Annotated in this window: 19 protein-coding genes; 9 read left to right on the top strand and 10 right to left on the bottom strand. The window is 74.4% G+C overall.

Annotated elements, in window-relative coordinates; all coding sequences use genetic code 11:
• The first annotated feature begins 181 nt into the window (after nucleotides 1-181).
• From ACFZCD_RS27790 to ACFZCD_RS27815, 6 genes are all read left to right on the top strand, one after another.
• Complete coding sequence (locus ACFZCD_RS27790; protein WP_391835467.1) at nucleotides 182-742, top strand: hypothetical protein; 561 nt, start codon at nucleotides 182-184, stop codon at nucleotides 740-742.
• 1 nt (nucleotide 743) lies between these two features.
• The gene (locus ACFZCD_RS27795) at nucleotides 744-1838 is read left to right on the top strand and encodes a GNAT family N-acetyltransferase (protein ID WP_391835469.1); all 1095 of its coding nucleotides are present in this window, start codon (nucleotides 744-746) and stop codon (nucleotides 1836-1838) included.
• Between the two features lie 409 nt (nucleotides 1839-2247).
• Entirely contained in the window at nucleotides 2248-3060 is an 813-nt protein-coding gene (locus ACFZCD_RS27800) for a glycosyltransferase family 2 protein (protein WP_391835471.1), read from the top strand.
• Between the two features lie 77 nt (nucleotides 3061-3137).
• Nucleotides 3138-4142: a glycosyltransferase family 2 protein gene (locus tag ACFZCD_RS27805; RefSeq protein ID WP_391835663.1), complete on the top strand. Its 1005-nt coding sequence runs from the start codon at nucleotides 3138-3140 to the stop codon at nucleotides 4140-4142.
• On the top strand, nucleotides 4139-4939 hold the full coding sequence (locus tag ACFZCD_RS27810) for a polysaccharide deacetylase family protein (RefSeq protein ID WP_391835473.1): 801 nt from the start codon (nucleotides 4139-4141) through the stop codon (nucleotides 4937-4939). The genes ACFZCD_RS27805 and ACFZCD_RS27810 overlap by 4 nt, the downstream gene beginning before the upstream one ends.
• Nucleotides 4932-8687, top strand: a complete 3756-nt coding sequence (locus ACFZCD_RS27815) for a lipopolysaccharide biosynthesis protein (RefSeq protein WP_391835475.1) — start codon at nucleotides 4932-4934, stop codon at nucleotides 8685-8687. The genes ACFZCD_RS27810 and ACFZCD_RS27815 overlap by 8 nt, the downstream gene beginning before the upstream one ends.
• A gap of 64 nt (nucleotides 8688-8751) precedes the next feature.
• Here ACFZCD_RS27815 and ACFZCD_RS27820 read toward each other — a convergent pair whose 3' ends face one another.
• Nucleotides 8752-10134: a xylan 1,4-beta-xylosidase gene (locus ACFZCD_RS27820; protein ID WP_391835477.1), complete on the bottom strand. Its 1383-nt coding sequence runs from the start codon at nucleotides 10132-10134 to the stop codon at nucleotides 8752-8754.
• A gap of 157 nt (nucleotides 10135-10291) precedes the next feature.
• Between ACFZCD_RS27820 and ACFZCD_RS27825 the strand changes: the two genes are divergently transcribed.
• Entirely contained in the window at nucleotides 10292-11443 is a 1152-nt protein-coding gene (locus ACFZCD_RS27825) for a DUF5925 domain-containing protein (protein ID WP_391835479.1), read from the top strand.
• Nucleotides 11444-11465: 22 nt separating this feature from the next.
• Here the strand turns inward: ACFZCD_RS27825 and ACFZCD_RS27830 are convergent, their stop codons facing one another.
• The 7 genes from ACFZCD_RS27830 to ACFZCD_RS27860 all read right to left on the bottom strand — a co-directional run bounded on the left by ACFZCD_RS27830 (nucleotide 11466) and on the right by ACFZCD_RS27860 (nucleotide 19328).
• Nucleotides 11466-11837 (bottom strand): GntR family transcriptional regulator, encoded by a 372-nt coding sequence (locus ACFZCD_RS27830; protein ID WP_391835481.1) that lies wholly within the window; start codon nucleotides 11835-11837, stop codon nucleotides 11466-11468.
• A 10-nt stretch (nucleotides 11838-11847) separates the two neighbouring features.
• Nucleotides 11848-13704 (bottom strand): asparagine synthase (glutamine-hydrolyzing), encoded by a 1857-nt coding sequence (gene asnB, locus ACFZCD_RS27835; RefSeq protein WP_391835483.1) that lies wholly within the window; start codon nucleotides 13702-13704, stop codon nucleotides 11848-11850.
• Between the two features lie 269 nt (nucleotides 13705-13973).
• The gene (locus ACFZCD_RS27840) at nucleotides 13974-15161 is read right to left on the bottom strand and encodes a type III PLP-dependent enzyme (RefSeq protein WP_391835485.1); all 1188 of its coding nucleotides are present in this window, start codon (nucleotides 15159-15161) and stop codon (nucleotides 13974-13976) included.
• Complete coding sequence (locus tag ACFZCD_RS27845; RefSeq protein WP_391835487.1) at nucleotides 15158-16873, bottom strand: IucA/IucC family protein; 1716 nt, start codon at nucleotides 16871-16873, stop codon at nucleotides 15158-15160. The genes ACFZCD_RS27840 and ACFZCD_RS27845 overlap by 4 nt, the downstream gene beginning before the upstream one ends.
• Nucleotides 16874-17050 (bottom strand): hypothetical protein, encoded by a 177-nt coding sequence (locus ACFZCD_RS27850; RefSeq protein WP_391835489.1) that lies wholly within the window; start codon nucleotides 17048-17050, stop codon nucleotides 16874-16876.
• A 105-nt stretch (nucleotides 17051-17155) separates the two neighbouring features.
• Nucleotides 17156-18862: a carboxyl transferase domain-containing protein gene (locus tag ACFZCD_RS27855; protein ID WP_391835491.1), complete on the bottom strand. Its 1707-nt coding sequence runs from the start codon at nucleotides 18860-18862 to the stop codon at nucleotides 17156-17158.
• 4 nt (nucleotides 18863-18866) lie between these two features.
• Nucleotides 18867-19328 (bottom strand): Lrp/AsnC family transcriptional regulator, encoded by a 462-nt coding sequence (locus ACFZCD_RS27860; RefSeq protein ID WP_391835493.1) that lies wholly within the window; start codon nucleotides 19326-19328, stop codon nucleotides 18867-18869.
• Between the two features lie 81 nt (nucleotides 19329-19409).
• On the opposite strand from ACFZCD_RS27860, the gene ACFZCD_RS27865 reads away from it, so the two are divergent.
• Nucleotides 19410-20699 carry an APC family permease gene (locus ACFZCD_RS27865; protein WP_391835495.1) on the top strand — a complete coding sequence of 430 codons (1290 nt, stop codon included), beginning with the start codon at nucleotides 19410-19412 and terminating at the stop codon, nucleotides 20697-20699.
• Nucleotides 20700-20743: 44 nt separating this feature from the next.
• Here ACFZCD_RS27865 and ACFZCD_RS27870 read toward each other — a convergent pair whose 3' ends face one another.
• Entirely contained in the window at nucleotides 20744-21463 is a 720-nt protein-coding gene (locus ACFZCD_RS27870; RefSeq protein ID WP_391835497.1) for a hypothetical protein, read from the bottom strand.
• A gap of 123 nt (nucleotides 21464-21586) precedes the next feature.
• Between ACFZCD_RS27870 and ACFZCD_RS27875 the strand changes: the two genes are divergently transcribed.
• The gene (locus ACFZCD_RS27875) at nucleotides 21587-22231 is read left to right on the top strand and encodes a TetR/AcrR family transcriptional regulator (protein ID WP_391835499.1); all 645 of its coding nucleotides are present in this window, start codon (nucleotides 21587-21589) and stop codon (nucleotides 22229-22231) included.
• A 25-nt stretch (nucleotides 22232-22256) separates the two neighbouring features.
• Here ACFZCD_RS27875 and ACFZCD_RS27880 read toward each other — a convergent pair whose 3' ends face one another.
• Nucleotides 22257-23312, bottom strand: coding sequence for a DUF3533 domain-containing protein (locus ACFZCD_RS27880; RefSeq protein WP_391835501.1), 1056 nt, complete (start codon nucleotides 23310-23312; stop codon nucleotides 22257-22259).
• Between the last annotated feature and the right edge of the window lie 123 nt (nucleotides 23313-23435).

The raw sequence follows: 23435 nt of genomic DNA on the forward strand, positions 1-23435 counted from the left end.
ACGTGGGGACAATCTGACGAGCCGACATATTCGTGCAGCATTCACCTGACCGAAAGCCTCCGGTTCTGTTCCGATACGGTAACCGGAGGCTGTTTGCACGGCCTTCACATCTTGACGTCGCTCCGCCGATTGCGCGACATTGAAGCCTCGGCATCCGGCGCTTCGGGGGGCAAAGTCGCCAATGCAGAGCTTCACAGATCCCACCGGTCTCACCGGCCCGTCCGGCACACCCGGCTCGTCCGTTCCTTCCAGCCCGTCCGGCACATCAGGCCCGCCCGTAAGCACCGGCGCTTCCGGCCCGGCCGCCGCCGTCGTCGTCGTCGAGCACACCGAAGCCCGGGCCGCACCGGACCGGCCGGGCGCCGCGGGCGGAGCACCGGCGGCGGACTCCCTCCCCGTGGTGGCCGGAGCCGCCACGGCGATCGCGGGCGTCGGCGCCGTGCTGGCCCTCGCGGACATCGGCTCGCCACTGCGCGCACCGTTCACGCTCTTCTTCCTGCTCGTCGCACCGGCCTGCGCTGTGGGGGCTGCGCTGCGGGGCCTCGATCCGCTCAGCAGGTCCGTGGTGGCGGCCGGCGGGGCCGTCGCCGTCGACATGCTGGTCGCTCAGGCCATGCTCGCGCTCCACACCTGGACGGTGCGGGGGGGCGTCGCCGCGGTCGCGGCCGTCAGCCTGCTGCTGTTCCTGCTGGCACACGTGCGGCGCCACCGGTGCCGGACGGCGAAAAATCGGGCTTCCTGACGTGAACATCAGCGTGTACCGGCCCGGCGAGCTCACCGCGGCCGACCGGGCGGCTTGGTCCGCCCTGCAGGCCAAGGCGGTGGAGGACGGCTCTCCGCAGCTCGCGAATCCTTTCCTCGCACCCGAGTTCGCCCTCGCCGTCGGCCGGTGCCGGGCCGGGGCGCGGATCGCGGTGGTGCGCGAGGACGGCGAGCCGGCCGGCTTCTTCCCGTACCAGCGCTCCCCGCTCGGGGTGGGCCGCGCGATCGGCCTCGGCGTCTCGGACGCCCAGGGCCTCATCCACCGGCCCGGCTTCCAGTGGGACGCCCGCGAGCTGCTGCACGCCTGCGGGCTGTCGGTGTGGGAGTTCGACCACCTCGTGGAGGGGCAGAAACCGTTCGAGGTGGGCGCCTCGGGGTCGTACCGGTCGCCCGTGGTGGACGTGGAGCAGGGCTTCGAGCCGTACCTCGCGGTCCTGCGCAAGCAGTCGCCGAAGTTCACCCGCACCACGCTCGCCAAGGAGCGCCGGCTCGGCCGGGACGCCGGCGAGGTGCGGTACGTGCACGACGAGCGCGATCCGGAGGCGCTGCGGACCCTGATCGCCTGGAAGTCCGCGCAGTACCGAAGAACGGGGCGCAGCGACCGGTTCGCGCGCCCCTGGATAGCGCGTCTGGTCGAGCAGCTCTTCCACACCAGGACGGAGTCCTTCGCGGGGCTGCTGTCGGTGCTCTACGCCGGGGACCGGCCGGTCGCGGCGCACTTCGGGCTGCGCTCGCGGCAGGTGCTCGCCTGCTGGTTCCCGTCGTACGACCCGGCGTTCGCGAAGTACTCGCCGGGCCTGGTGCTGCACCTGCGGATGGCCGAGGGGGCGGCCGCCGCGGGGATGGCCTACCTCGATCTCGGGCGGGGCGAGAAGGCGTACAAGAACTCGCTGAAGACCCGCGAACTGAGCGTGTCCGAGGGGTGGGTGACACGCCGTCATCCCGTGGCGCTGGGGCACCGGGCCCGGCGCGCGCCGGTGCGGGCGCTGCGCAACGCGGTGCTGTCCCGGCCCGAACTCTTCGAGCCCGCCGACAAGTTGCTCAAGCGCGTGGGCAGGTTGCGCCAGGGTGACTGACGGCGCATTGCGTCCCTTGCGCGCCGCTAGCGGCGCAAAGCGTCAACAGGACGCATGAGTTGGGCGCAAAAAACACCCAAAGGAGGAGTCACCGCACCAGCTCTTGCCATACAGTCTCAACCATCAATACCGTCGTACATCCACCCGCATCGGCCCATCATGCAAAGCGGCTCAAGGGGAGGGCAAGCGTCGCGATGGTGCCCGGGGCGGGGCGCGGTGGGGGGTGCCGCGTCCGGCTGATCAGAGTCGCCGAGTCGCGTAACCGCGCGGCCAGCAACCGTTGCCATCTCACCCGGCCCATGCGGCACTGAGTGCCGTCAGGGCCGGGTGAGTACCCCCTTTTCGAACCGGATACGCCACCGGACCGCTCGGGGCGGGCGGTCCACCGGACGAGAGGGACATCCGAGTCATGAGTTCTTTCCTGCGCCCGGCGGCTGATCAGGAAGGCCTGGTCGCCGCCCATTACCGCCCGGTGACGTCGCACTTCGCGATAGCTCCACCCGTGAGCGTCGTCATCCCCGCCATGAACGAGGCGGAGAACCTCCCGTACGTCTTCAAGACCCTGCCGGAGTGGATCCACGAGGTGGTCCTGGTCGACGGCAATTCCACCGACGACACGATCCGGGTCGCCCGGGAGCTGTGGCCCGGCGTCAAAGTGGTCCAGCAGCTCGGCAAGGGCAAGGGCGACGCCCTGATCACGGGCTTTGCCGCCTGCACGGGTGAGATCATCGTGATGGTCGACGCGGACGGCTCCGCCGACGGCAGCGAGATCGTGAGCTATGTGTCCGCCCTCGTCGGCGGTGCGGACTTCGCCAAGGGCTCCCGGTTCGCCAACGGCGGCGGCACGGACGACATGACGCCGATCCGCAAGCTCGGCAACCGCGTGCTGTGCTCGATCGTCAACCACAAGTTCGGCGCCCGCTACACCGACCTGTGCTACGGCTACAACGCCTTCTGGAAGCACTGCCTGGACGACATCGCCCTCGACTGCGCCGGCTTCGAGGTCGAGACCCTGATGAACATCAGAGTCGTCAAGGCGGGCCTGCGCGTCCAGGAGATTCCCAGCCATGAGTTCGTCCGCATCCACGGCGCCAGCAATCTGCGGGCCGTGCGGGACGGACTGCGCGTGCTGAAAGTGATCCTGCAGGAGCGCGGCACCCGGCGCCGCCGCCTGCAACGGCCGGCCATCGCGCCCGCCGCCAACCGCGGGGAAGTGTCTTGACCACCACCACTACCCCCGGCTCTCCCCCGTCCGGCGCGGGGGACGGCGCCGGCGCGGCCACCGGACCCTCGGTCTCGGTGGTCATCTGCGTCTACACCGAGGACCGCTGGGGCGACATCCTCGCCGCGGTGGCCTCCGTCCGCGAGCAGTCCCGGCCCGCGCTGGAGATCCTGGTGGTCGTGGACCACAATCCGGCCCTGCTGCGGCGGCTCGCCAAGCACTTCGGGGACGACGGCTGCGCCGGGGACGGGGTGCGGGTGCTCGCGAATGCGGGCCCCCGCGGCCTGTCCGCGGGCCGCAACACCGGCATCGAGGCCTCGTCCGGCGAGATCGTCGCCTTCCTCGACGACGACGCCGTCGCCGAGCGCGACTGGCTGCGGCACTTCGCCGAGGCCTACGCCGACCCGCGGGTCATGGCGGTCGGCGGCCGGACGAGGCCGGTGTGGGAGTCCCGGCGGCGGCCCGTCTGGTTCCCCGAGGAGTTCGACTGGGCCGTCGGCTGTACGTACCGGGGCCTGCCGCCCGGCAGGGTGCGGGTGCGCAACGTCCTCGGCGGCAACGCCTCCTTCCGCCGGTCGGCCTTCGAGCTGGTCGGCGGGTTCGCCGACGGCATCGGCCGCGACGGCCACCGGCTGCCCCTGGGCGGCGAGGAGACGGAGCTGTGCATCCGGCTGACCCGCGCCCTCCCGGAGGCGGTCCTGCTGATCGACGACCGGTCGGTCATCCACCACCGGGTGCCCGCGGCGCGCGAGCGCTTCCGCTATCTGTGGACCCGCTCGTACGCCGAGGGCCTCTCCAAGGCCCTCGTGTCGCGGAGCGTGGGGGCGCAGGCCGGGCTGGCGTCCGAGCGCCGGTACAGCACGCGGGTGCTGCCCGCCGGGATCGCGCGGGGGGTGCGCGACGCCCTGCTGGGCAGGCCCGGCGGTGCGGCGCGGGCCGGGGCGATCCTGGCCGGGCTGACGGCCGCGACCGGGGGCTATGCGGTGGGCACGCTGCGGGCGCGCCGGAGCGGCGGGCGGTATGCGGTGGCGGCCCAGGAGGCCACGGGGCCGAGACCCCCGGCCGGGGAGGCGGCCTCATGAACGCGTGCCGGGTCCCGATACTGATGTATCACGCCGTGGCGCACGCTCCCGCCCGCGCCACCCATGCCCTGTCGGTCTCGCCGCACGCGTTCACGCGGCAGATGCGGCTCCTGGCCGACCGCGGTTTCCATCCGCTGACGACCGAGGAGCTCGCCACGGCGTGGCGCTCCGGTTCCGGGCTGCCCCGGAAGCCGGTGCTGATCACGTTCGACGACGGCTACGAGGGCGTGCACCGGCACGCCCTCCCCACGCTGGTGGAGCACCGTTTCCGCGCCACGCTCTTCGCCTCCACGGGCTGGGTCCGCGGCGCGCACGAGACCGGGGGCGCGCTCGACCTGATGCTCAGCTGGGGCCAGGTGAGGGAGCTGGCCGCGGCGGGGATGGAGATCGGCGGGCACAGCCACACCCACCCGCAGCTCGACCAACTCCCCGATGACCAGCTGTGGTTCGAGGTGCTGCGGTGCCGCGAGATACTGGCCACGGAGCTGGGGCGCACACCGGTCTCGTTCGCCTACCCCTACGGCTATTCCAGCCGCAGGGTGCGGCGCATCGTGCGGGCGGCGGGCTTCGGCATCTCCCTGGCGGTGGGCAACGGCCTGGCCGCCCGGCCCCAGGGGCCCTACGCCCTGGAGCGGGTGACGGTGCGGCGCTCGACGGGGATGGCCGAGTTCGAGCGGCTCGTGGAGGGGCGGGGCGTGGGGCGGATCTTCGCCCGGGACCGGACGCTCACCAAGGGGTACGCCCTCTACCGCAGAACCCGTCAGGTCGTCAGGAAGGCTAGCGAGACCCGTGTCTGACACGTCCACCCGAACCGAGGAGCGGGAGACGGAGGGGCCGGCCGGCCGCAAGCTGCGGCTGCCGGGGCGGGGCGGCGGCAGCCCGCTGTTCCGCAACGCCTTCGCGCTGATGCTCAACACCGGCATCAGCGCCGTCCTCGGGCTCGGGTACTGGCTGATCGCCGCCCGGTACTACACGGAGGAGGCGGTCGGCCAGGGTTCGGCGGCCATCGCCGCGATGAAGCTCCTCGCGGGGCTCACCGCGGTGACCCTGACCGGGGGGCTGGCGCGGTTCATCCCGGTCGCCGGACGGACGACGGGCAGGCTCGTCTTCCGCACGTACGCGGGCAGTTCGCTGCTCGTGGCGTTCGCGGCGGGCCTCTTCCTGCTCACGCTGGACACGTGGGGGCCGTCGTACCGCTTCCTGCACGGCCCGCTCAACGGCCTGGGCTTCATCGCCGCCGTCATCGCCTGGTCGGTGCTCACCCTGCAGGACGGGGTGCTCACCGGCCTGCGCCGGGCGCTGTGGGTGCCCGTGGGCAACACGGTCTTCTCGGCCGTGAAGCTGGCCCTGCTGGTGGGGCTCGCGGCGACGCTCCCCACCTCCGGCGTGTTCGTGTCGTGGGTGGTCTCGATCGCCGTGTCGGTGCTGCCGCTGGGCTGGCTGGTCTTCCGCCGGCTCGTCCCCCGGCACGTCGCGGCGACGGAGGCGGCGGCGCGGCCCGCCTCGTACCGCGAGATGGGCCGCTTCCTCGCCGGGGACTACACGGGCTCGCTGTTCTCCCTGGCCGTGGTCTACCTCGTGCCGGTGATCATCGCCTCGCAGGTCAGCTCCGAGGACAACGCGTACTTCTACATCACCACCACCATCGGCGGCACGGTCAACCTGCTCGCGATCAACATGGGTGCGTCGCTGACCGTGGAGGGTTCGCACGACCCCGCGCGGCTGGCGGAGAACTGCCGGGCGGCGCTGCGCCGGATGGCCACGATCATGGTGCCGGTCTGCCTGCTGCTGTTCTTCCTCGCGCCGTACATCCTGCGCGTCTTCGGCCCCGGCTACGCCCATGCCGCCACTCCCCTGCTGCGCTGGTTCGCGGTGGGGGCGGCGCTGCGCGTGGTGATGGAGGTCTATTTCGCGGTGCTGCGGGCCCAGAGCCGCACGGCCGGGCTCGCGTACCTCCAGGGGCTGCTGTGCGTGCTGGTGCTGGGGCTGACGCTGCTGCTCCTGCCCCGCATGGGGCTCACGGGGGCAGGGGTGGCCGAGATCTCCAGCCTGGCGGTCATCGTGTCCGTCTCGGCGGTCAGGCTCCGCCGGATCCTGCGCGGTGCCCGGCCGGCGCCGTCCGCCTTCGCCCCCGACGTGGCCCCGGACGGCGATCTGGCCGACCTGGCGGCCCGCGGCGACCGGAGGGACGCCCCGCGCACCGAGCCGCACGGCGTCCGGCGCGGGGTGCGGCAGGGCATCGCCCGTGGCTTAGGAGGTGAGGGCGAGGAGGAGCCCGGGGACAGAGAGAGCGGTGGCTACGGCACCCGCTGGGCCCTGCGCGCCGCGCTCGACGCGGACACGATGCCGCTGGGCGTGCGGCTGGACTTCGATCACTTGGAGAGGCGCCCTGATCTCCGGCACACCCCGGAGGCAGTCGTCGTGTCCCACTCCGTCTCCCCGTCCGCTCCCGGACCGTCCGTCGCGCCGCCGGTGCGGGAGAAGCCGGGCAAGCAGGAGCGTCAGGGGTCGCAGGAGAAGGCAGCCGCTCCCCCGGGCCCGGCGCCGTGGTGGCGCGGCCCCGAGGCGGCGGTCTGGCTGCTGCTGGCGGCCGCCCTCGCGCTGTACTGGCTGCCGCTGGCGGGCGCCGGCGAGGCGGCGCTGGACCGGATGGGCGGGCTCGGCCTGGTGTCCGTGCTGCCCGCGGCCACGCTGGCGGGGGTCGTGCTGCTGATCGCGGCGTTCGCGGCGGCCCTGTGGCTGGACGGTCAGCGCCGCCGGCTGCTGACGGCCGTCCTGCTGCTGACGGTGGTGTGCCTGCACGCCCTGCCGGCGGTGCTGGAGGCGCAGCCGCGCTTCGCGACGGCCTGGCAGCACCTGGGCTTCCTGGACTTCATCGACCGTACGGGCGTGGCGGCGCCGGATCTGGACGCCCGCTGGAGCTGGCCCGGGTTCTTCGCCCTGATGGCGTTCGCCGCGCGGGTGGCGGGCGTGAGCGACCTCACCGAGGTGCTGCGCTGGTGGCCGATGGTGATCCAGCTGCTGTGCCTGGCGCCGCTCGCGCTGCTGTTGCGGGCCGTGCGCGCGGGGTGGCGGGCGAAGTGGACGGCGGCCTGGCTCTTCGTGCTGTGCGGCTGGGTGGGGCAGGACTACTTCTCGCCGCAGGCGCTCAACTACTTCTTCTACCTGCTGTTCGCCGCGGTGCTGCTGGTGTGGTTCCGCTGGCCCCGGCAGCTGCGCGGCACGCTGGTCCCCGGCGAGGCGGAGCCGCTGCCGGCCGGCCGGGGGGCGCAGGGCGCGCTGCTGGCGGTGGTGGTCGCGCTGTTCGCGGCGTCGGTGGTCAGCCACCAGCTGACGCCGTTCGTGATGCTGGGCGTGCTGACCGCGCTGGTCGTCACCCGCCGTTCGACGCTGCGCGGGCTGCCGCTGCTGTGCGGCGTGATGCTGGTGGTGTGGGTGGGCTTCCTGGCCGAGCCGTACTGGTCGGGCCACTTCGACGAGCTGTTCGGCGGCCTGGGGTCCCTGGGCGGCAACGTCTCCTCGTCGGTCTCGGGCCGGATCGAGGGCGGCAGCCCGGTCCACAAGCTGGTGCTCTACACCCGGGTGGTGCTCGCGGGCGGGGTGCTGGCCTTCGCCGCGATCGGCTGGTGGCGCCGGCGCCGCGCCGGGATCGGCGACGTGGCCCTGCTGGTGCTGACCGCTGTGCCGTTCCTGGCGTTCGGCATGCAGTCCTACGGCGGCGAAGTGGCCCTGCGGGTGTTCCTGTTCGCGCTGCCGGGCGCCTGCGTCCTGGCGGCGCTCGCGCTGTTCCCGCGCGCCGCGGAGGGCTCCCGCCGCCCGCTCGCCGCGCCGCTGGCGGCGCTGCTGGCGGGCCTGGTCCTGGTCCTCGGCTTCCTGGTGGCCCGCTGGGGCAACGAGCCCTTCGAGCGGGTGCGGCCGGGCGAGGTCGCCGCGATGGACTTCGTGTACGCCCACGACAAGCCGACCGTACGGCTGCTGTGGATGAGCAGTGACCCGGCGAAGAACGTCACCCCGGCCATGCCGTGGGGCGCCAAGGACATGGAGCGCGTGCAGTACGACGCGATGCTCGCCCCGCGCGACCCGGTCCGGGTGGACGATCTGGTCGCCTCGCTCCGGAAGGCGGGCCCCGGCGCGTATCTGATGGTCAACCGCGGCCAGTCGGTGTATCTCCAGCTGGACGCGGGCTACGCGGCCGACTGGGACGGCCGGGTGCGGCACACGCTCGACGGCCGGCCGGAGCTGCGCCGGGCGTTCTGGAACGACGACGCCGTGCTGTACGAGCTGAAGCAGAAGCCCGCCGGGGCGGTGCCGCAGCCCAGGCCGGGGCCGGCCGGGCCGCGGGTGACGTGGACCCCGGTGTCGGTGGTCGGGGCGCTGGCGGCCGCGGCGCTGCTGGTGCTGCTGACGGCGCGGGAGATGATGCGCGTGATGGCCCGGCCGGGGGTGCGGCAGCTGCGCCGGCTGCAGGCGTCGTACTGGTTCGCGCTGCCGCTGCTGCTGGTCCTGCTGGCGTCGCTGGTGCAGCGGTTCGCGACGATGTCGTAGAAGGCCGTAGAAGTCCGCAGGAAGCCGTGCGAAGAGGAGCCGTACGGGCTCCGGGCCGGGCGGGTCAGTCCGACCAGCGGATCTCGTTGGGCGCCAGGTCCACCGGCTTGCCGTCCACTTCGGCGGTCAGCCGGCGGTCCTGCATGTTGACGACGAGGACGCTGCTGCCTGCGGCGAGGGCGCTGACGGCGTCGCGGTTGTCCCCCGTGACGTCGGGGACGCGCAGGTCTGCGCCGGGCGGGAAGGCCTTGCCGAAGCGCTTCAGCAGGTCCAGCATCGGCAGCCCGTCCCCGCCGCCCTTCAGTTCGGTGCTGCGCCACAGACAGCCGGGGCAGTCCGCGCCGGTCTCCTCGGGGTTCCAGTAGAAGGCGGCGGAGACGCCGGCTCTCGCGAGCTGCATCATGGCCGTGGCGTGGACGGCGAGGCGGTGCTGCTCGGTCCAGAGCTTGCGGTCGTCGTTGGCGTCGGCGGGCTCCACGTACCACTCGGCCCACCAGACCGGCAGGTCGACGGTCCTGCGCAGCCATCTGGTCACGTCGCCGAACTTACCGGTCGCGGCGAACTCGTCGGGGAAGAGCTTGCTGCCCTCGCGGGTGTAACTGGCTCCGTCGACGACGAGGAAGTCGGCGCCCTTCTTGTGGTCGTTCCAGTACGTGAGGGCGTCGATCGACCGCTGGTCGAGCGAGCCCCAGGGGCCTTGCACGGAGGAGGCGTTGGAGGTGGCGCCGGGCGGGTTGCTGTCCATGCTGATGTACGGGCCGCCGACGGCGTTGGCGCTGTTCCGTTTCTTCAGCTCCGCGTAGACGAGGTTGTACAGCTCGGTGTAGCCCTCGTAGTTCCAGCGGTTGCGGCTCTCGTCGTAGAAGCCCTTGAACTCGTTCCAGACGATGAAATGACGAATGTCCGGATAGCGCCCGGCGATGACGCCGGCGAGCTTGGCGAAGTCCTTGTAGTGGGCGCGGTCGGGCGCCTTCTCCAGGGACTTCTGCGACCAGTCGGTGCGCTCGCCGCCGCCCTTCATCCAGTCGGGCGCGCAGCACAGGGTGAGGACGGGCACCGAGCCGGTCTTGCGCATGAGGGCCACGCGGCGGTCGAGGTCGCCGAAGTTGTACGCGCCGGGCCTGGGTTCGGGGTTGTCGGCGCCCCAGCCCATGATGTGCTGGTTCTGCGGCATGGGGGTGGCGGCGAGGAGCCCGGCGGTGGTCCGGCGGGCGGCGTCGTCGCCGCGGTCGGCGCTGTACTGGGTGTGCGTGAAGCCCCAGCCGAGCTCCAGGGCCGCCGAGCGGCCGCCGTTCGGGCCGTCGGGGGGCGTCCCGTCACCGGCCTGCCGGCTGGTCGCCCACAGGACGAGGAGCAGGGCCAGCACGGCCGCCCCGGCTGTCACCAGCACGGCGAACCGCCATCGCCCCGCCCGCCGATACGTCCGGACTGCGCCACGTCGTCCCATCACGGGCAAGCGTATCCGCGGCCGAAACACTGTGGGCGCGTTCCGGACGAACGCGGGCGGGTGTCGTGCTTCCGGTGCCGGCGCGTCGTCGAAGCGGTCCGGGAATCGGGGGAAAACCTGTGTGCGCAAGGGGCTCCGGTGCCGGATCATGGGCGGCATGTGTGCCGACCGCCGACCCAGCGCCAGGAGGCAGGCCCTGCCCACCGACCGGGACTTCACTCCGACCGAGAAATCGCTGCCCATCCGGCTGAACGTGGACGACAGCGACTCGCCGTCCGACGTCATCGACGCCCTCTTCCTCGGCCGGTTCGCCACCGGCGAGCAGCCGTTCGCGCACAGCCACTCCGTGGACCGCGTCAAGTCCGGGGCCACCCTGCTGCCGCCCGCGGGCCACGTGGTGCGCTCCGCGCGGGACGACGACCGCAGTGCGACCCTCGCCGAGGGCGACGGCTGGACGCTGCTGGTCTCCCGCTGGAACCGGGGGGCGGACGTGTCCGTCACGGCCACCAGCGACGAGCTGGCCCGGAAGGTGCTCGGCCAGGCTGTCGAGGGCGCGGAGGACGAGCCCGAGCCGCAGCCGGAGCACGTGACCATGGGCTTCTGGTACGTCTCGCCGCGGCGCGGCCCGCACCGCACGACGCGGCAGATCTCCGCCGGCACGTGGGAGGAGGTCCGGCCCAACTACACCGCGCGGGTCGCGGACGCCATGGACCGGCTGATGAAGATCACCCCGGATGACATCGCGGGGCGGCTGCTGCTCCTGCACGGCCCGCCCGGCACGGGCAAGACGTCCGCCCTGCGCACGCTCGCGCGCTCGTGGCGGGACTGGTGCCAGGTGGACTGCGTGCTGGATCCCGAGCGGCTGTTCAACGACGTCGGCTATCTGATGGACATCGCCATCGGCGAGGACGACGGCGGCTCCAAGGGACGCTGGCGGCTGCTGCTCCTGGAGGACTGCGACGAGCTGATCCGCGGGGAGGCCAAGCACACGGCGGGCCAGGCCCTGTCCCGGCTGCTGAACCTCACGGACGGGCTGCTCGGCCAGGGCCGCAACGTCCTGGTCGGCGTCACCACCAACGAGGACCTGGAGCGGCTGCACCCGGCCGTGGTGCGGCCGGGCCGCTGCCTGGCCCGCATCGAGGTCGGGCCGCTGACCCGCCGGGAGGCGGTGTCCTGGCTGGGCTCGGAGGAGGGCGTCGGGCGCGAGGGCGCGACGCTGGCGGAGCTGTTCGCCTTGCGGCGCGGCAGCGGGCCGGCATCGGTGCCGGCGTCGCGGGACGGCGGGGCGGACGCGGGGTTGTACCTGTGACGTCCGCGGGCCGGCGGCGGCCCTAGCCGTACACCGCCCGCAGCGCTTCTTCCGCCGCCGCGCGGGCGGCCTCCCGGTCCAGGCCGAGCCTCTGTGCCCGTTCCGCGAAGGCGGCGGCCGCGGCCGCCGCCTCGCGGGCCGCCGTGTCGCCCGGTGCGGCGACGAAGGAGCCGTGGCGGCCGCGGGTCTCGATGACGCCGTCGGCCTCCAGGGCGCGGTAGGCCTTGGCGACGGTGTTCGCGGCGAGGCCCAGCTCCTCGGCGAAGCCGCGGACCGTGGGGAGCTTGTAGCCGACGGGGAGCTCGCCGGAGCGGGCGCGCTCGGCGATCCGGGCACGGATCTGCTCGAAGGGCGGCTCGGCCGCGTCCGGGTCGACGGTGATCTTCAGGGCCACGGGCCGGACTCTACAGCTCCAGCGCAGTGTCGTGCATGCGCAGCCAGGTGTCCAGGTTGAGGACGAGCTCCGTGGCGGAGCGGAAGGCCTCGCCGGCGTCGTCGGCGAGGGACCCGGCGACGGCCCCGGTGTCGAGGAGGGGCCGTACGGGCGCGTCCTTGTCGGCGAGGACGCGGGCGAGCTCGGTGCGCAGCGCGGCGGCGTAGCGGGGGTCCTGGATGCTGGGGTAGGGGCTCTTGACGCGGTCGGCGACGACGTCCGGCAGGACGTCGCGGGTGGCGGCGCGCAGGAGGGACTTCTCGCGGCCGTCGAAGGTCTTCATGGCCCAGGGGGTGTTGAAGACGTACTCGACGAGGCGGTGGTCGCAGAACGGGACCCGCACCTCCAGGCCGACGGCCATGCTGGCGCGGTCCTTGCGGTCGAGGAGGAGCTGGACGAAGCGGGTGAGGTGCAGGTAGCCGATCTCGCGCATGCGCCGTTCGAGGCCGGCCTCGCCGGGCAGGCGGGGCACTTCGGAGAGGGCCTCGCGGTAGCGGGCGTCCTCGTACGCGGTGAGGTCGAGCTTGGCGAGGAGGCCGCGGTCGAGGAGGGCGGCGCGGCCGCCGCTCTGCTCGCCGGCGAAGCGGTCCGCGGCGCGGGCGGCGGCCCAGGGGAACGTGTCGGCCCGCACGTGGTCGGGGTTGTGGAACCATGCGTAGCCGCCGAAGACCTCGTCGGCGGACTCGCCGGACAGGGCGACGGTGGACTGTTCGCGGATGGCCTTGAAGAGCAGGTAGAGGGAGACGTCGCCGTCGCCGAAGCCGCTGATGGGCATGTCGCGGGCGGTGAGGACGGCGTCGCGGTTGGCCTTGGCGATCAGGTCGGCGGCGTCCAGGACGATGTCGGAGTGGTCCGAGGAGACGTGGGCGGCGAGGGCGTGGGCGTAGGGGCCGTCGGGGGTGGGCCGCATGGGGTCGGGGCGGAAGTTCTCGGTGTGGCCGGTGAAGTCGACCGAGAAGGAGCGGACGGGCCCGGCGCCGCCGGCGGCGAGGCCCCGGGCGGCGAGCGCGGTGATGGCGGAGGAGTCGAGGCCGCCGGAGAGCAGGGTGCACAGGGGGACGTCGGCGATGAGCTGGCGGCCGACGATGTCGTCGAGCAGGTCGCGGACGTGGCGGACGGTGGTGTCGAGGTCGTCCGTGTGCTCGCGGGCCTCCAGGCCCCAGTAGCGGCGGAGGACCAGGCCTCCGCGGCGTATGCGGGCGGTGTGGCCGGGGGGCAGTTCGTACATGCCCTTGTAGGCGGCGTGGCCGGGCGTCTTGGTGAAGGCGATGAGCTCGGCGAGGCCTTCGGCGTCGACGGCGGGGCGTACGGCGGGGTGGGCGAGGATCGCCTTGGGTTCGGAGCCGAAGAGGACGCCGTCGGGGAGCGGGAAGTAGTAGAGGGGCTTGATGCCCATGCGGTCGCGGACGAGGAGGAGTTCCTCGGTGCGCGGGTCCCACAGGGCGAACGCGTACATGCCGTTGAGGCGCTCGGTGAAGGCCTCGCCCCATTGGAGGTAGGCGTGCAGGACGACCTCGGTGTCACTGCTGGTGCGGAAGGCGTGGCCGTGGCTCTCGAGTTCGGCGCGCAGCTCGCGGTAGTTGTAGACCTCGCCGCTGTAGGTGGTGACGAGGAGGGTGCGGCCGTCGCGTTCGGCCTGCATGGGCTGGGCGCCGCCGGCGATGTCGATGACGGCGAGGCGGCGGTGGCCGAGGGCGGCGTGGGTGCTGATCCAGGTGCCGCCGGCGTCGGGTCCGCGGCAGGCCATGGTGTGGGTCATCGCGTCGAGCGTGCCGCGCGCGGTGGTGAGGTCCTGGTCGTAGGAGATCCATCCGGTGATCCCGCACATCGTTGCGGTCTCCCTCTCGGTAGGCCGCCCGGGCGCTCCCGGGCATGGCTGATCCCCCGTCGGGCGCGGTCCCCGCCTCGGGGGCGGCGGGGACCGCGTGGATCACGGTACGCCCATTTAGATGCATGAGCCATCCATGTCGGAGTGAAACGCCGGGAAACCAGTGGGAACCGGCCAACTGCGGTGCGCACGGCTGCCCTTTGCCCGGCCGGCCAGCTGCCCGGCTGCCCGGCGCCCGCGCGGCGTTTGCCCGGCCTCCCGGCATTTGCTCAGGACAGGAAGTGGAACCCCGGGGCCGGGTGCATCAGGAACGCGTGGTGCGAGATGTTCCACGCGTACGCGCCCGCCATCGCGAAGGCGATCCGGTCCCCCGCCCGCAGCCCGGCCACCGGCACCGCCCGCGCGAGGACGTCCTTCGGCGTGCACAGCTGCCCGCAGAGGGTCACCGGCTCGTCCACCGCGGCCGGGCGCGGCCAGGGCCGGTCCCACGCGCCGGAGGGCAGCACGGTGAAGGGCTGGTCGTGCCCTTTGGCGGCGGGGGTGCGCAGGTGGTGGGTGCCGCCGCGCACCACCGCGAACGCCTCGCCGTGGCTGTGCCGGACGTCGAGGACCTCGGTGACGTACCAGCCGCAGTACGCGGTCAGGGCGCGGCCGGGCTCGATGCGCAGCCGGTGGCCCGGGTGTTCCGCGGCGAGCCGGGCGAGGCCCGCCCCGTAGGCGGCCCAGTCGAAGCGGGCGCGCGGGCGGGTGTAGTCGACGGCCATGCCGCCGCCCACGTTGACCTCGCCGAGGCCGAGCCCGTGCCGCCGGTCGAGGTCACGCGTCCAGGCGGTGACGCGGGCGGCGACGGCCAGGAGGGCGGGCGCGCCGAGCCCGCTGGCGAGGTGGGCGTGGATGCCGCGCAGCCGCAGCCGGGTGCCGCGCAGCAGGGGCAGGCAGGCTTCGGCGCGGCGCGGGTCGAGGCCGAAGGGGCCGGGGCGGCCGCCCATCGCGAGGGCGGCGCCGCCGAGCTCCCCGCCCTCCGCGGGCAGGTTGACGCGGAGCAGGACGTCCACGGGTGCGCCGCCGGGGCGTTCCGCGGCGAGGGCGGCGAGCAGGCGCAGTTCGCTCTCGCTCTCGACGTGGATGCGCTCGGCGCCCAGTTCCAGGGCGAGCCGCAGTTCGGGCTCGGTCTTGCCGGGCCCGCCGAAGGCGACCGGCAGGCCGGGGACGGCCTTGCGGAGATGGGCGAGTTCGCCGCCGGAGGCGGCCTCGAAGCCGCTGACGTGCGGCGCGAGGGTCCTGAGGAGCTCGGGGGCGGGGTTGGCCTTGGCCGCGTAGTACAGCTCGGTCTCCGGCGGCAGGGCCGCGCGCACCGCGGCGGCGTGCCCGGCCAGGTCCGCGAGGTCGTGGACGTAGGCGGGCAGGCCGGCGCCGGGCAGGCCTGCGGCGTGGGCGGCGACGCGGGGAGTGATCACGGCGCGGCGCTCCGGGTCCCGGTGCGGGCGGGCGGGGCGAGGCCGGCGAAGGTGGACAGCAGGTCCGGCACCAGGGGCGAGGCGATGCGGACGTAGCCGGCGTCGCGGTCGGCCTTGCGCTCCCAGCGCGTGAGGAGGTTGGCCTTGGCGGGCAGCGGCGCCCCGGCGACGAGGGCACGGAGCGGCGGGGGGTTGCCGTGGGCGGCGGCGCGGCCGGCGAGGACGCGGCGGACGGCGGACCACAGCCCGGCTTCGAGGCGGGGGTGGCGGTCGGCGAGGACGGCGAGCATCTCGGCGATGTGGTTGACGACCAGGCAGTACACGAGGCGGTCCCAGCCCCGTTCGCGGTCGTACGTCATGGGCCGGGCCACCTCCGCGGGGAGGGCCGCGAGGGCGGCGGCGTGGTGGCCGGGGAGCAGCTTGGTGCCTTCGAGGTCGCGGAAGAGGACCTGCCGGGGCGTGCCGTCGGCGGCCACGCCGAGGACGACGTTCTGCAGGTGGGGTTCGAGGACGACGCCGTGGTCGAAGTAGGCGGCGAGCACGGGCGGGACGAGCAGGCCGAGGTAGGAGCGCCACCAGGCGAGGGCCGCGGCGGGGCCCGCGCCGTGCAGCAGTCTGCCGAGGTGGGCGCCGCCGGTGGGGTACTCGTCGGCGACGGCGGCGGCCAGCAGGCCGGTGACGCCGGGGGCGAGGCGGGCGCCGAGGCCTTCGCGGACGATGACGCCGAACCCCTCGGCGAGTTCGCGGCCGCCGAGGCCGAGGGTGCGGTAGCCGGGCTCGCGGAGCAGGGCGGTGCCCGGGAAGCGGGCCTCCAGGTCGGTGGCGACGGGTTCCAGCAGGCGGGTGAGGGCGACGGCGCCGGCCAGCTCGTACTCGGCGTTCTTGCGCAGGCAGTTGGTGATGCGGACGTTGAGGCTGAACTTGAGGAAGTCCCGTCCGTCGTAGAGGGTCCGCACGGACGCGGTGGGCTCGAAGGGCTCGCCGCCGGGGCCGAGGTCGAGGACGTCGCCGCGGGCGACGGCGGCGCGCAGCACCGGGTGGTCGCGCAGCATCGCGTACTGCCAGGGGTGGGCGGGCAGCAGCAGATAACCGCGGGGGACGGGCCGCTGCCGGTCGAGGGCGGCGAGGGCCCCGTCGGCCGCGGTCTCCTGCCGTACGTGCTCGCGCCGCACGGCCAGGTGGTGCAGGGGGAAGCGGGCGCGGGCCTCGGGGGCGTAGCGGGTCCAGTCCGCGGCGGTGCCGGTGCGGGCCTTGGGGGTGGGGTGGAAGCGGTGGCCGAAGACCAGCGACTGCTCGGAGTCCATGTAGGCGTCGGCTCCCGCCCCGGTGCGGGGGGTGCCGAGGGCGGCGGTGACGCCGGCGTGGCTGGAGGCCACCTGGCCGAGGAACTCCTCGTTGCGGACGCCGGTGCGCAGCTCCAGCTCGCGGTGGATGTGCTCGGCGAGGGCCTGCCAGGTCAGCTCCGTCCAGGTGCCGTCGCGCCGGGCGCGTACGGGGCCGGTGAAGCGGTGGGCGCCGATGAGGGAGACGCGGCGCAGCCCGACGCGGAGCAGGACGCCGCAGCGGGGCAGCCGCAGCAGCAGGTGGCCGTCGGCGACGGCGGTCCGGTGGCCGGGCCCGGAGACCTCGCGGAGCAGGCAGTTGAGCAAGGTGTGGGCGACCACGTGGTCGGCGGACGCCACGCCGGTGAGGGCGGCGGGTGGGGAGGACATTCAGCGGCTCCAGCGGGTGCGGAGGAGGTGGGGGTGCTGGGGCGTGCCCACGAGCATGGCCTGGCCCGGCAGCCGGCCGGCGTCGAGGGCGCGGGCGCGCGGGACGGCGGCGGCCGCGGGCAGGAAGCCGAGGGTGACGGAGCCGGCCGGGCTCAGCGCGAGGAGGTGCAGCCGCACGGGGTCCGCCTTTCGGCAGGGCTACGGGGTGGAGGTGCGGCTCCCTTCCCGGTGGTTCGCGCGCTCCCCCACGTCCTCAATGCCCCGTCCGCGACGCCCGGAGCCTTAGCTTCCCAGCCCGATCCGCCGGTAGCGCGCACGCCGCTCGGCCAGGCGTTCGCCCTGCTCGCGCGCCCCGAGGGCGGCCATTTCGGCGCCCAGAAGGGCTCCGAGGCGCGGCAGGAAATCGCCGGTCGCCGCGGCCGGCCCGGCGTCCGGCTCCTCGACCACAAGGTCGGCGATGCCGTGCGCGAGGAGATCCGCGGAGCGCACGCCCTGCCGGCCGGCGACCTCGTGGGCCCGGTCCGTCGTGCGGTGGAGGATCGCCGACGCCCCCTCGGGCGGCAGCGGCGACAGCCACGCGTGCCGGAGCGCGACGACGCGGTCGGCGGGGAGCAGGGCGAGCGCGGCGCCGCCCGCGCCCTGGCCGAGCAGCAGGCACAGCGTCGGCGCGGGCAGGGTCACCAGGTCGGCCAGGCAGCGCGCGATCTCGCCGGCCAGGCCGCCCTCCTCGGCGTCCCGGGACAGCGCGGCGCCCGCCGTGTCGACCACGGTGAGCAGCGGCAGGCCCAGTTCGGCGGCGATCCGCATCCCGCGCCGGGCCGCGCGCAGTCCGGCGGGGCCGAGCGCCTGCCCGGCGGCGGGCACGCCACCGGCACCCCCGGCGGCCTCGGCACCCCCAACGCTCCCGGCATCCCCGGCCGTACGGCTTCCGCGGTCGTGGCCGAGCACCACGCAGGGCGTGCCGCCGACGCGTGCGAGCGCGAGCAGCAGCCCGGGGTCGCGCTCCCCCGCGCCCGTGCCGCTGAGGAGGGTGACGTCGGTGGCGGCGGCGTCCAGCAGCGTGCGGACGCCGGGGCGCCCGGGGTCGCGGGAGCGGCGGATCGACTCGGCGGCGGAGGGGGCGGGGACGGGGGCGGCGAGGGTCTCGGGGGTCTCGGGGGTCTCGGGGGTCTCGGGGGCTTCCGGGGGCTCGGTGGCCTCCGGGGGCTCGGTGGCCTCCGGGGCTTCCGGGGTCTCCGCGGCCTCCCGGGAGGAGGCCGCGGGCGACGGCTCGCCGCACAGCACCGCCAGCGCCCGCCCGATGACCCCCGGCAGCTGCTCGGCGGTCAGAACGGCGTCCACGAGGCCGTGGGCCAGCAGGTTCTCCGCGACCTGCACTCCCGGCGGGAACTCCTCGCCGTACAGGGCCTCGTGGACGCGCGGGCCCAGGAAGCCGATGAGGGCGCCCGGTTCGGCGGACGTGAGGTGGCCGAGCGAGCCCCACGAGGCGAGGACGCCGCCCGTCGTGGGGTGCCGGAGGTGGACGAGGTAGGGCAGGCCGGCCGCCTTGTGGTCGGTGATGGCGGCGGCGACCTTGACCATCTGCAGGAAGGCCACCGTGCCCTCCTGCATCCGCGTGCCGCCCGAGGCCGGCGCCGCGAGCAGCGGCAGCCGCTCGGCCGTGGCCCGCTCCACCGCGCGGACCAGCCGCTCCCCCGCCGCGACGCCGATCGACCCGGCCAGGAAGCGGAACTCGCAGGCCACGACGGCCACTCGGCGGCCGTGCACCCGCCCCTCGCCGGTGACGACGGACTCGTCGAGCCCGGTGCGCTCGCGCGCGGCGAGGAGGTCGGCGCGGTAGGCGGGGTCGTCCGTCGTGATGCCGGCGGGCTCGTCCCAGCAGTGCCAGCTGCCGGGATCCACCACGGTGCGGACGAGATCGAGGGCGGGGGTGCGGGAGGCAGGGGTGCGAGGGCTGCGGCTCGCGCCCGCGGGGCTGCTTGCGTCCATGCCGTCACCCTGTCACGAGCGGCCCCACCACGTCCTTGGTCACGTGCTGGTAGATCACGGAGCTGCGGAAGTCCACGACCTCGCGGCGTCCGGAGAAGCGGTCCATCAGCAGGCTGTGCAGGTCGTCGACTTCGGGCACGGCCACGTGGACCAGGAAGTCGTCCCCGCCCGCGACGACGTACACGTTGAGCACCTCGGGCAGCCCGATGAGATACGCCTTGAAGCCCTCGATGACCTCCCGGCTCATCGGCCGGATCCGCACCGACAGCAGGGCCTGCACCGGCCGCCCGAGCGCCCGCAGGTCGACCGTCGCCCGGTACCCGGTGATCACCCCGCGCTGCCGCAGCGCCCGCACCCGCTCCAGGCAGGTGGAGGGGGCGATGCCGAGGGTGCGGGCCAGGTCGCGGTTGGTCTGCCGTGCATCGCGCTGCAGTTCCCTGACGATCGCCGAATCTATGTCGTCCATGGGGCCACATAATGCCGCACGCGCCGAATTTCGTTCGGCGGGATCCCCACGCTCCCACCGGTCCGGCTAACTTCGGCCCCCGTGACCGTACGAACCACCCACGCTCCCGCCCCTCCCCGGCCGTCCGTTCGGCGGCTCGGCATCGGCGGCGGTACCGCCCTGTGCGCCGGGGCCGTCCTCGGCCCGGGCGTCCTGGCCCTGCCCGCGCTGGCCGCCGACGCGGCCGGCCCGGCCTCGATCCTGGCCTGGCTGGTCCTGCTCGTGACGAGCGTGCCCGTGGCCCTGTCGTTCGCCGCCCTGGGCGCCCGGTTCCCGGACGGCGGCGGGGTGGCGACCTTCGTGCACCGGGCGGCGGGCCCGCGGGCCGCGGCCGCGGTCGGCTGGTGGTTCTACGGGGCCGTGCCGATCGGCGTCGTGGCGGCGGCCCTGATCGGCGGCCAGTACGTGGCGGGGGCGCTCGGCCTGGGCACGACGGCCGCCACGGCGATCGGGGCCGTGGTCATCGCCGCGTCGTTCGCGGCCAACTGCGGCGGGCTGCACCTCTCCGGGCGCGTCCAGCTGCTGCTCGTCGGCCTGCTGGCGGCGGTGCTGCTGGGCGCCGCGCTCGCGGCCGCGCCCCACATGACCTCCGCGCACTTCACCCCGTTCATGCCGCACGGCTGGGGCTCGGTGGGCTCCGCCGCGGGCGTGCTGTTCTTCGCCTTCGCGGGCTGGGAGGCGGCCAGCCACCTGTCCGGCGAGTTCGCGGACCCGGCCCGCGACCTGCCCCGGGTCACCGCGTACACCCTGGCCGTGGTCTCCGTCCTCTACCTCGGCCTCGCCGTGACGACGATCGGCGCCCTCGGCCCGGCCGCGGCGGACACGGACACCCCGCTGACCGACCTGCTCGCGCAGAGCGCGGGAACGGCAGCCCGCCCGATCGCCGCGGTGGCGGCCCTCTTCCTCACCTTCGGCGCCGTCAACACCTATCTCGCCGGCGCCTCCCGCCTGGGCGCCGCCCTCGGCCGCGACGGCGCCGCGCCCCGCTGGCTGGCCCGCGGCGGCGGCCCCGGCGAGGTGCCGCGGCGGAGCCTGGCCGTACTGGCGGGCGCCTGCACGGCGGTCGGCGTTGCGGCCCGGCTCGGCGGGGGCGACCTGGACGGCCTGATGCGCGCCACCTCCACCTGCCTCGCCTCGGTCACCCTGGCGGGCCTCCTGTCGGCACTCGCCCTCCTCCCCCGGCGGACGTGGCTGCGGTACGCGGCGGTGGGGAGCTCCCTGCTGACGACGGGGGTGCTGGCCTTCTCGGGGGCGCTGCTGCTGATCCCGGCGGTACTGGGGGCGGCGTCGCTGGGCTTCTCGTCCTTCCGGAGGGGAAGGGGGCGGGACTAGCAGCTGAAGCACGCCTGTTCTTCCCTGACCGGCCTGCCGGGACCCTAACCGGCCTGCCGGAACCGCCGCCCGGCGAGGCCCGTCAGCGAGGCCACCGTTATCCGCGGGGGACGCCGGAGGTCCCGGTCGGGGCGGAGGAGCGGGCGGGCCAGGGCCCGGACCAGAGCGCCGAGGACGAAGCCGTACACCGCCACCAGTCCGTGCCCGTTGGACTGGGCGAACCACATGGCCAGGCCGGCGACGGGCACGGCGAGCGCGAGCAGCCGCTCCACCGGCGTACCGCCACGGGCGGCGCGCAGCAGGAGGGCGGCGGCGAGGGTCGCGGCGAGGAAGTAGGTGGCGCCCGAACTCCCGGCGAAGTTGCGGGGATCGGCAGTGGCCCGGTCGGACTCGCCGAAGAGGGCGTCGATGTGCTGCGGCAGGAGAATGCCCGCGGCGAACAGGCCCACCATCAGAGGGGCGCCCCAGAACCACTCCGCGAGCGCGGCGACGACCACGAGGGTGGCGATGTTCCACGCCCCGCCGAAGAGGCCGCCGTTCTGCATGAAGACCGAGGTGACCACGCGCCACCAGCCCGTCTTGCCCGGGTCGGCGTCGAAGGCGTCCATCGCCCCCGACCAGCACAGCTGCGTCACCACCGCGCCGATCGCGATCACGGCCAGCCCGGCCGCGGCCCACGGCGGACGGCGCCGGCCCACGGTCTCCGGCCCGATCAGGGCCATGCCGGCCTTGAACATCAGCACCATCAGCCCAGCCGTGGTCACGTTGAACACGATCGCGCCCATCGCCGCCCCCATCCCCCTGTTTGACCTGCGATGACAGGGACCTTAGCGGCAGCGGCGGCCAGATTCAAACAGTGTTGGAAAACTGTGGATACCCTTGCGTCCATGAAGCTGACCGCGGACCTGATCATCGACGCAGGCATGACCGTGTTCGCTGAATCGGGATATCAGGGACTGTCCATGCGAAAGGTGGCGGAGCGGCTCGGCGTGCACGCCGGGAGCCTCTACTACCACGTGCCCAGCAAGAGCGCCCTGCTCCAGCTGATGGCGGACCGGCTGGCCCGGCAGGCCTACGACGCCGGCACGGCCGCGCTCACGGCCCTCCCCGGGCAGGCCGGCTGGAAGAGCCGGCTGGAGGCCCAGGCCGTCGCGCTGCGCCACAGCATCCGGCAACATCCCGGCGGTGCCGACCTGTTCGCCGACAGCCCGAAGGTCCTCAGCACCGGAGCGCTGTCGTTGATGGAACGGCTGCTGCAGACCCTGCTGGACGCCGGAGTGCCCGAGGGGCAGCGCGGCGTCGCCGCCGATGCGCTGCTCAGCCACGTCACCGGGTTCGTGCTGCAGGAGCAGGGCGATCCGCCCGCCGTGCCCGTCACACCCGGGGCCGTCGCCGAACTCCACGAACGCTTTCCGATGACCGTGTCCGCGGCGTCGGCCTCGGCCCATGACCTGGACGAGAAGTTCGTACGGAGCGTGCGGTTGCTCTGCGACGGCATCGAAGCCCAGATCCGGCCGCCCGCACACCCCTGACCCGGGCCGGCGCGAGCCGGACCCTTCAGGGGCGGGGCGGCCTTGGCCGCTCCGCCGCCGATGAGGCGGCCGGCGCCGGCGGTCGCAGCCGCCGCAGCGTCGCGCACGCCATCGTCACCGCCACTCCCGCCACCGCCCATGCCGACAGCACCAGCAGGGGTGCGGTCAGGCCGTTGCCGTGGAAGTAGGCGATGGAGCGGGCGGACCAGGTGCCGGCGCCCGGCGGGAGGGCGGGGCCGATGGCGTTCCAGAAGGGGGGCAGGAGGGGGTACGGGTAGGCGCCGCCCGCGCTGGGGTTGCCGAGGACGACCACGATGGCGATGGCCAGGCCGATGCCGACGATGCCGGCGAGGCCCTGGAGGGCGAGCGTCGTCGCCCCGACCGCGAAGACCACCAGCGTTCCCAGGCCCCACAGTCCGAGGATGCCGCCGGGCAGCGCGTCCAGGACGGGGCCCGCGATGACGGTCCCGAGGAGGCCGGCGGCGGCCGCGTAGAGGGCGAGGGCGCCGAGGCGGATGACGGCCCGGTGGGGGTTGGCGGGCCGGGCGCCCGCGCTGATGGCGAGGATCGCGGCGCACAGGTAGCCGCCCACGCACCACCCGACCACCAGGTAGAAGGACGTCAGGCCGCGGGCGTCGCCGGCCGCGGCGGGCGCGACGTCCTTGACCCGTACCGTGCGCCCGTCGGCCGCCTCGGCCCGGGTGAGCACCGCCTCGGTGGCCTGGGCGAGGGAGGCGCCCGCGCCGCCGGCGACGAGGAGGGTGTCGGTGGTGCCGCGGGGGTCGACGACGAGGGCGGCGTCGAGGTCGCGGTTGCGGATCTTCGCGGCGGCCTCCGGCTCGCCCCCGTCCACCGTGCGCGGGTCCAGGGGATCGCCCGGCAGCCCGTCCAGCCGCTGCACCAGCTGCCCGCCGATCTGCCGCGGGGCGACGACGCCGAGGGCGACGTCCTTCGGGCGGGGGCTGTGGAAGGCACCGACGTAGGACGCGATGAAGGCGAGCTGGAGCACCAGGGTGCCGATCACCAGGACGGCGGCCCGGCCCGTCACCGCGCTCCGCAGTTCCTGGACGAATGAGGGCATGCCCCGAGCCTGCGGGGTGCGGCGGCCCCGCGCAGGCCGTGCGGGCCGTCCGGGTGATCGCAGCCCCGCCTCGTACCCCGCCGTCGTGGCCGCACCTTCCCCGCACTCGCAAACGTGTTCGTA

It is taken from the genome of Streptomyces sp. NPDC008001 (assembly GCF_042958085.1).
GTDB lineage: Bacteria > Actinomycetota > Actinomycetes > Streptomycetales > Streptomycetaceae > Streptomyces.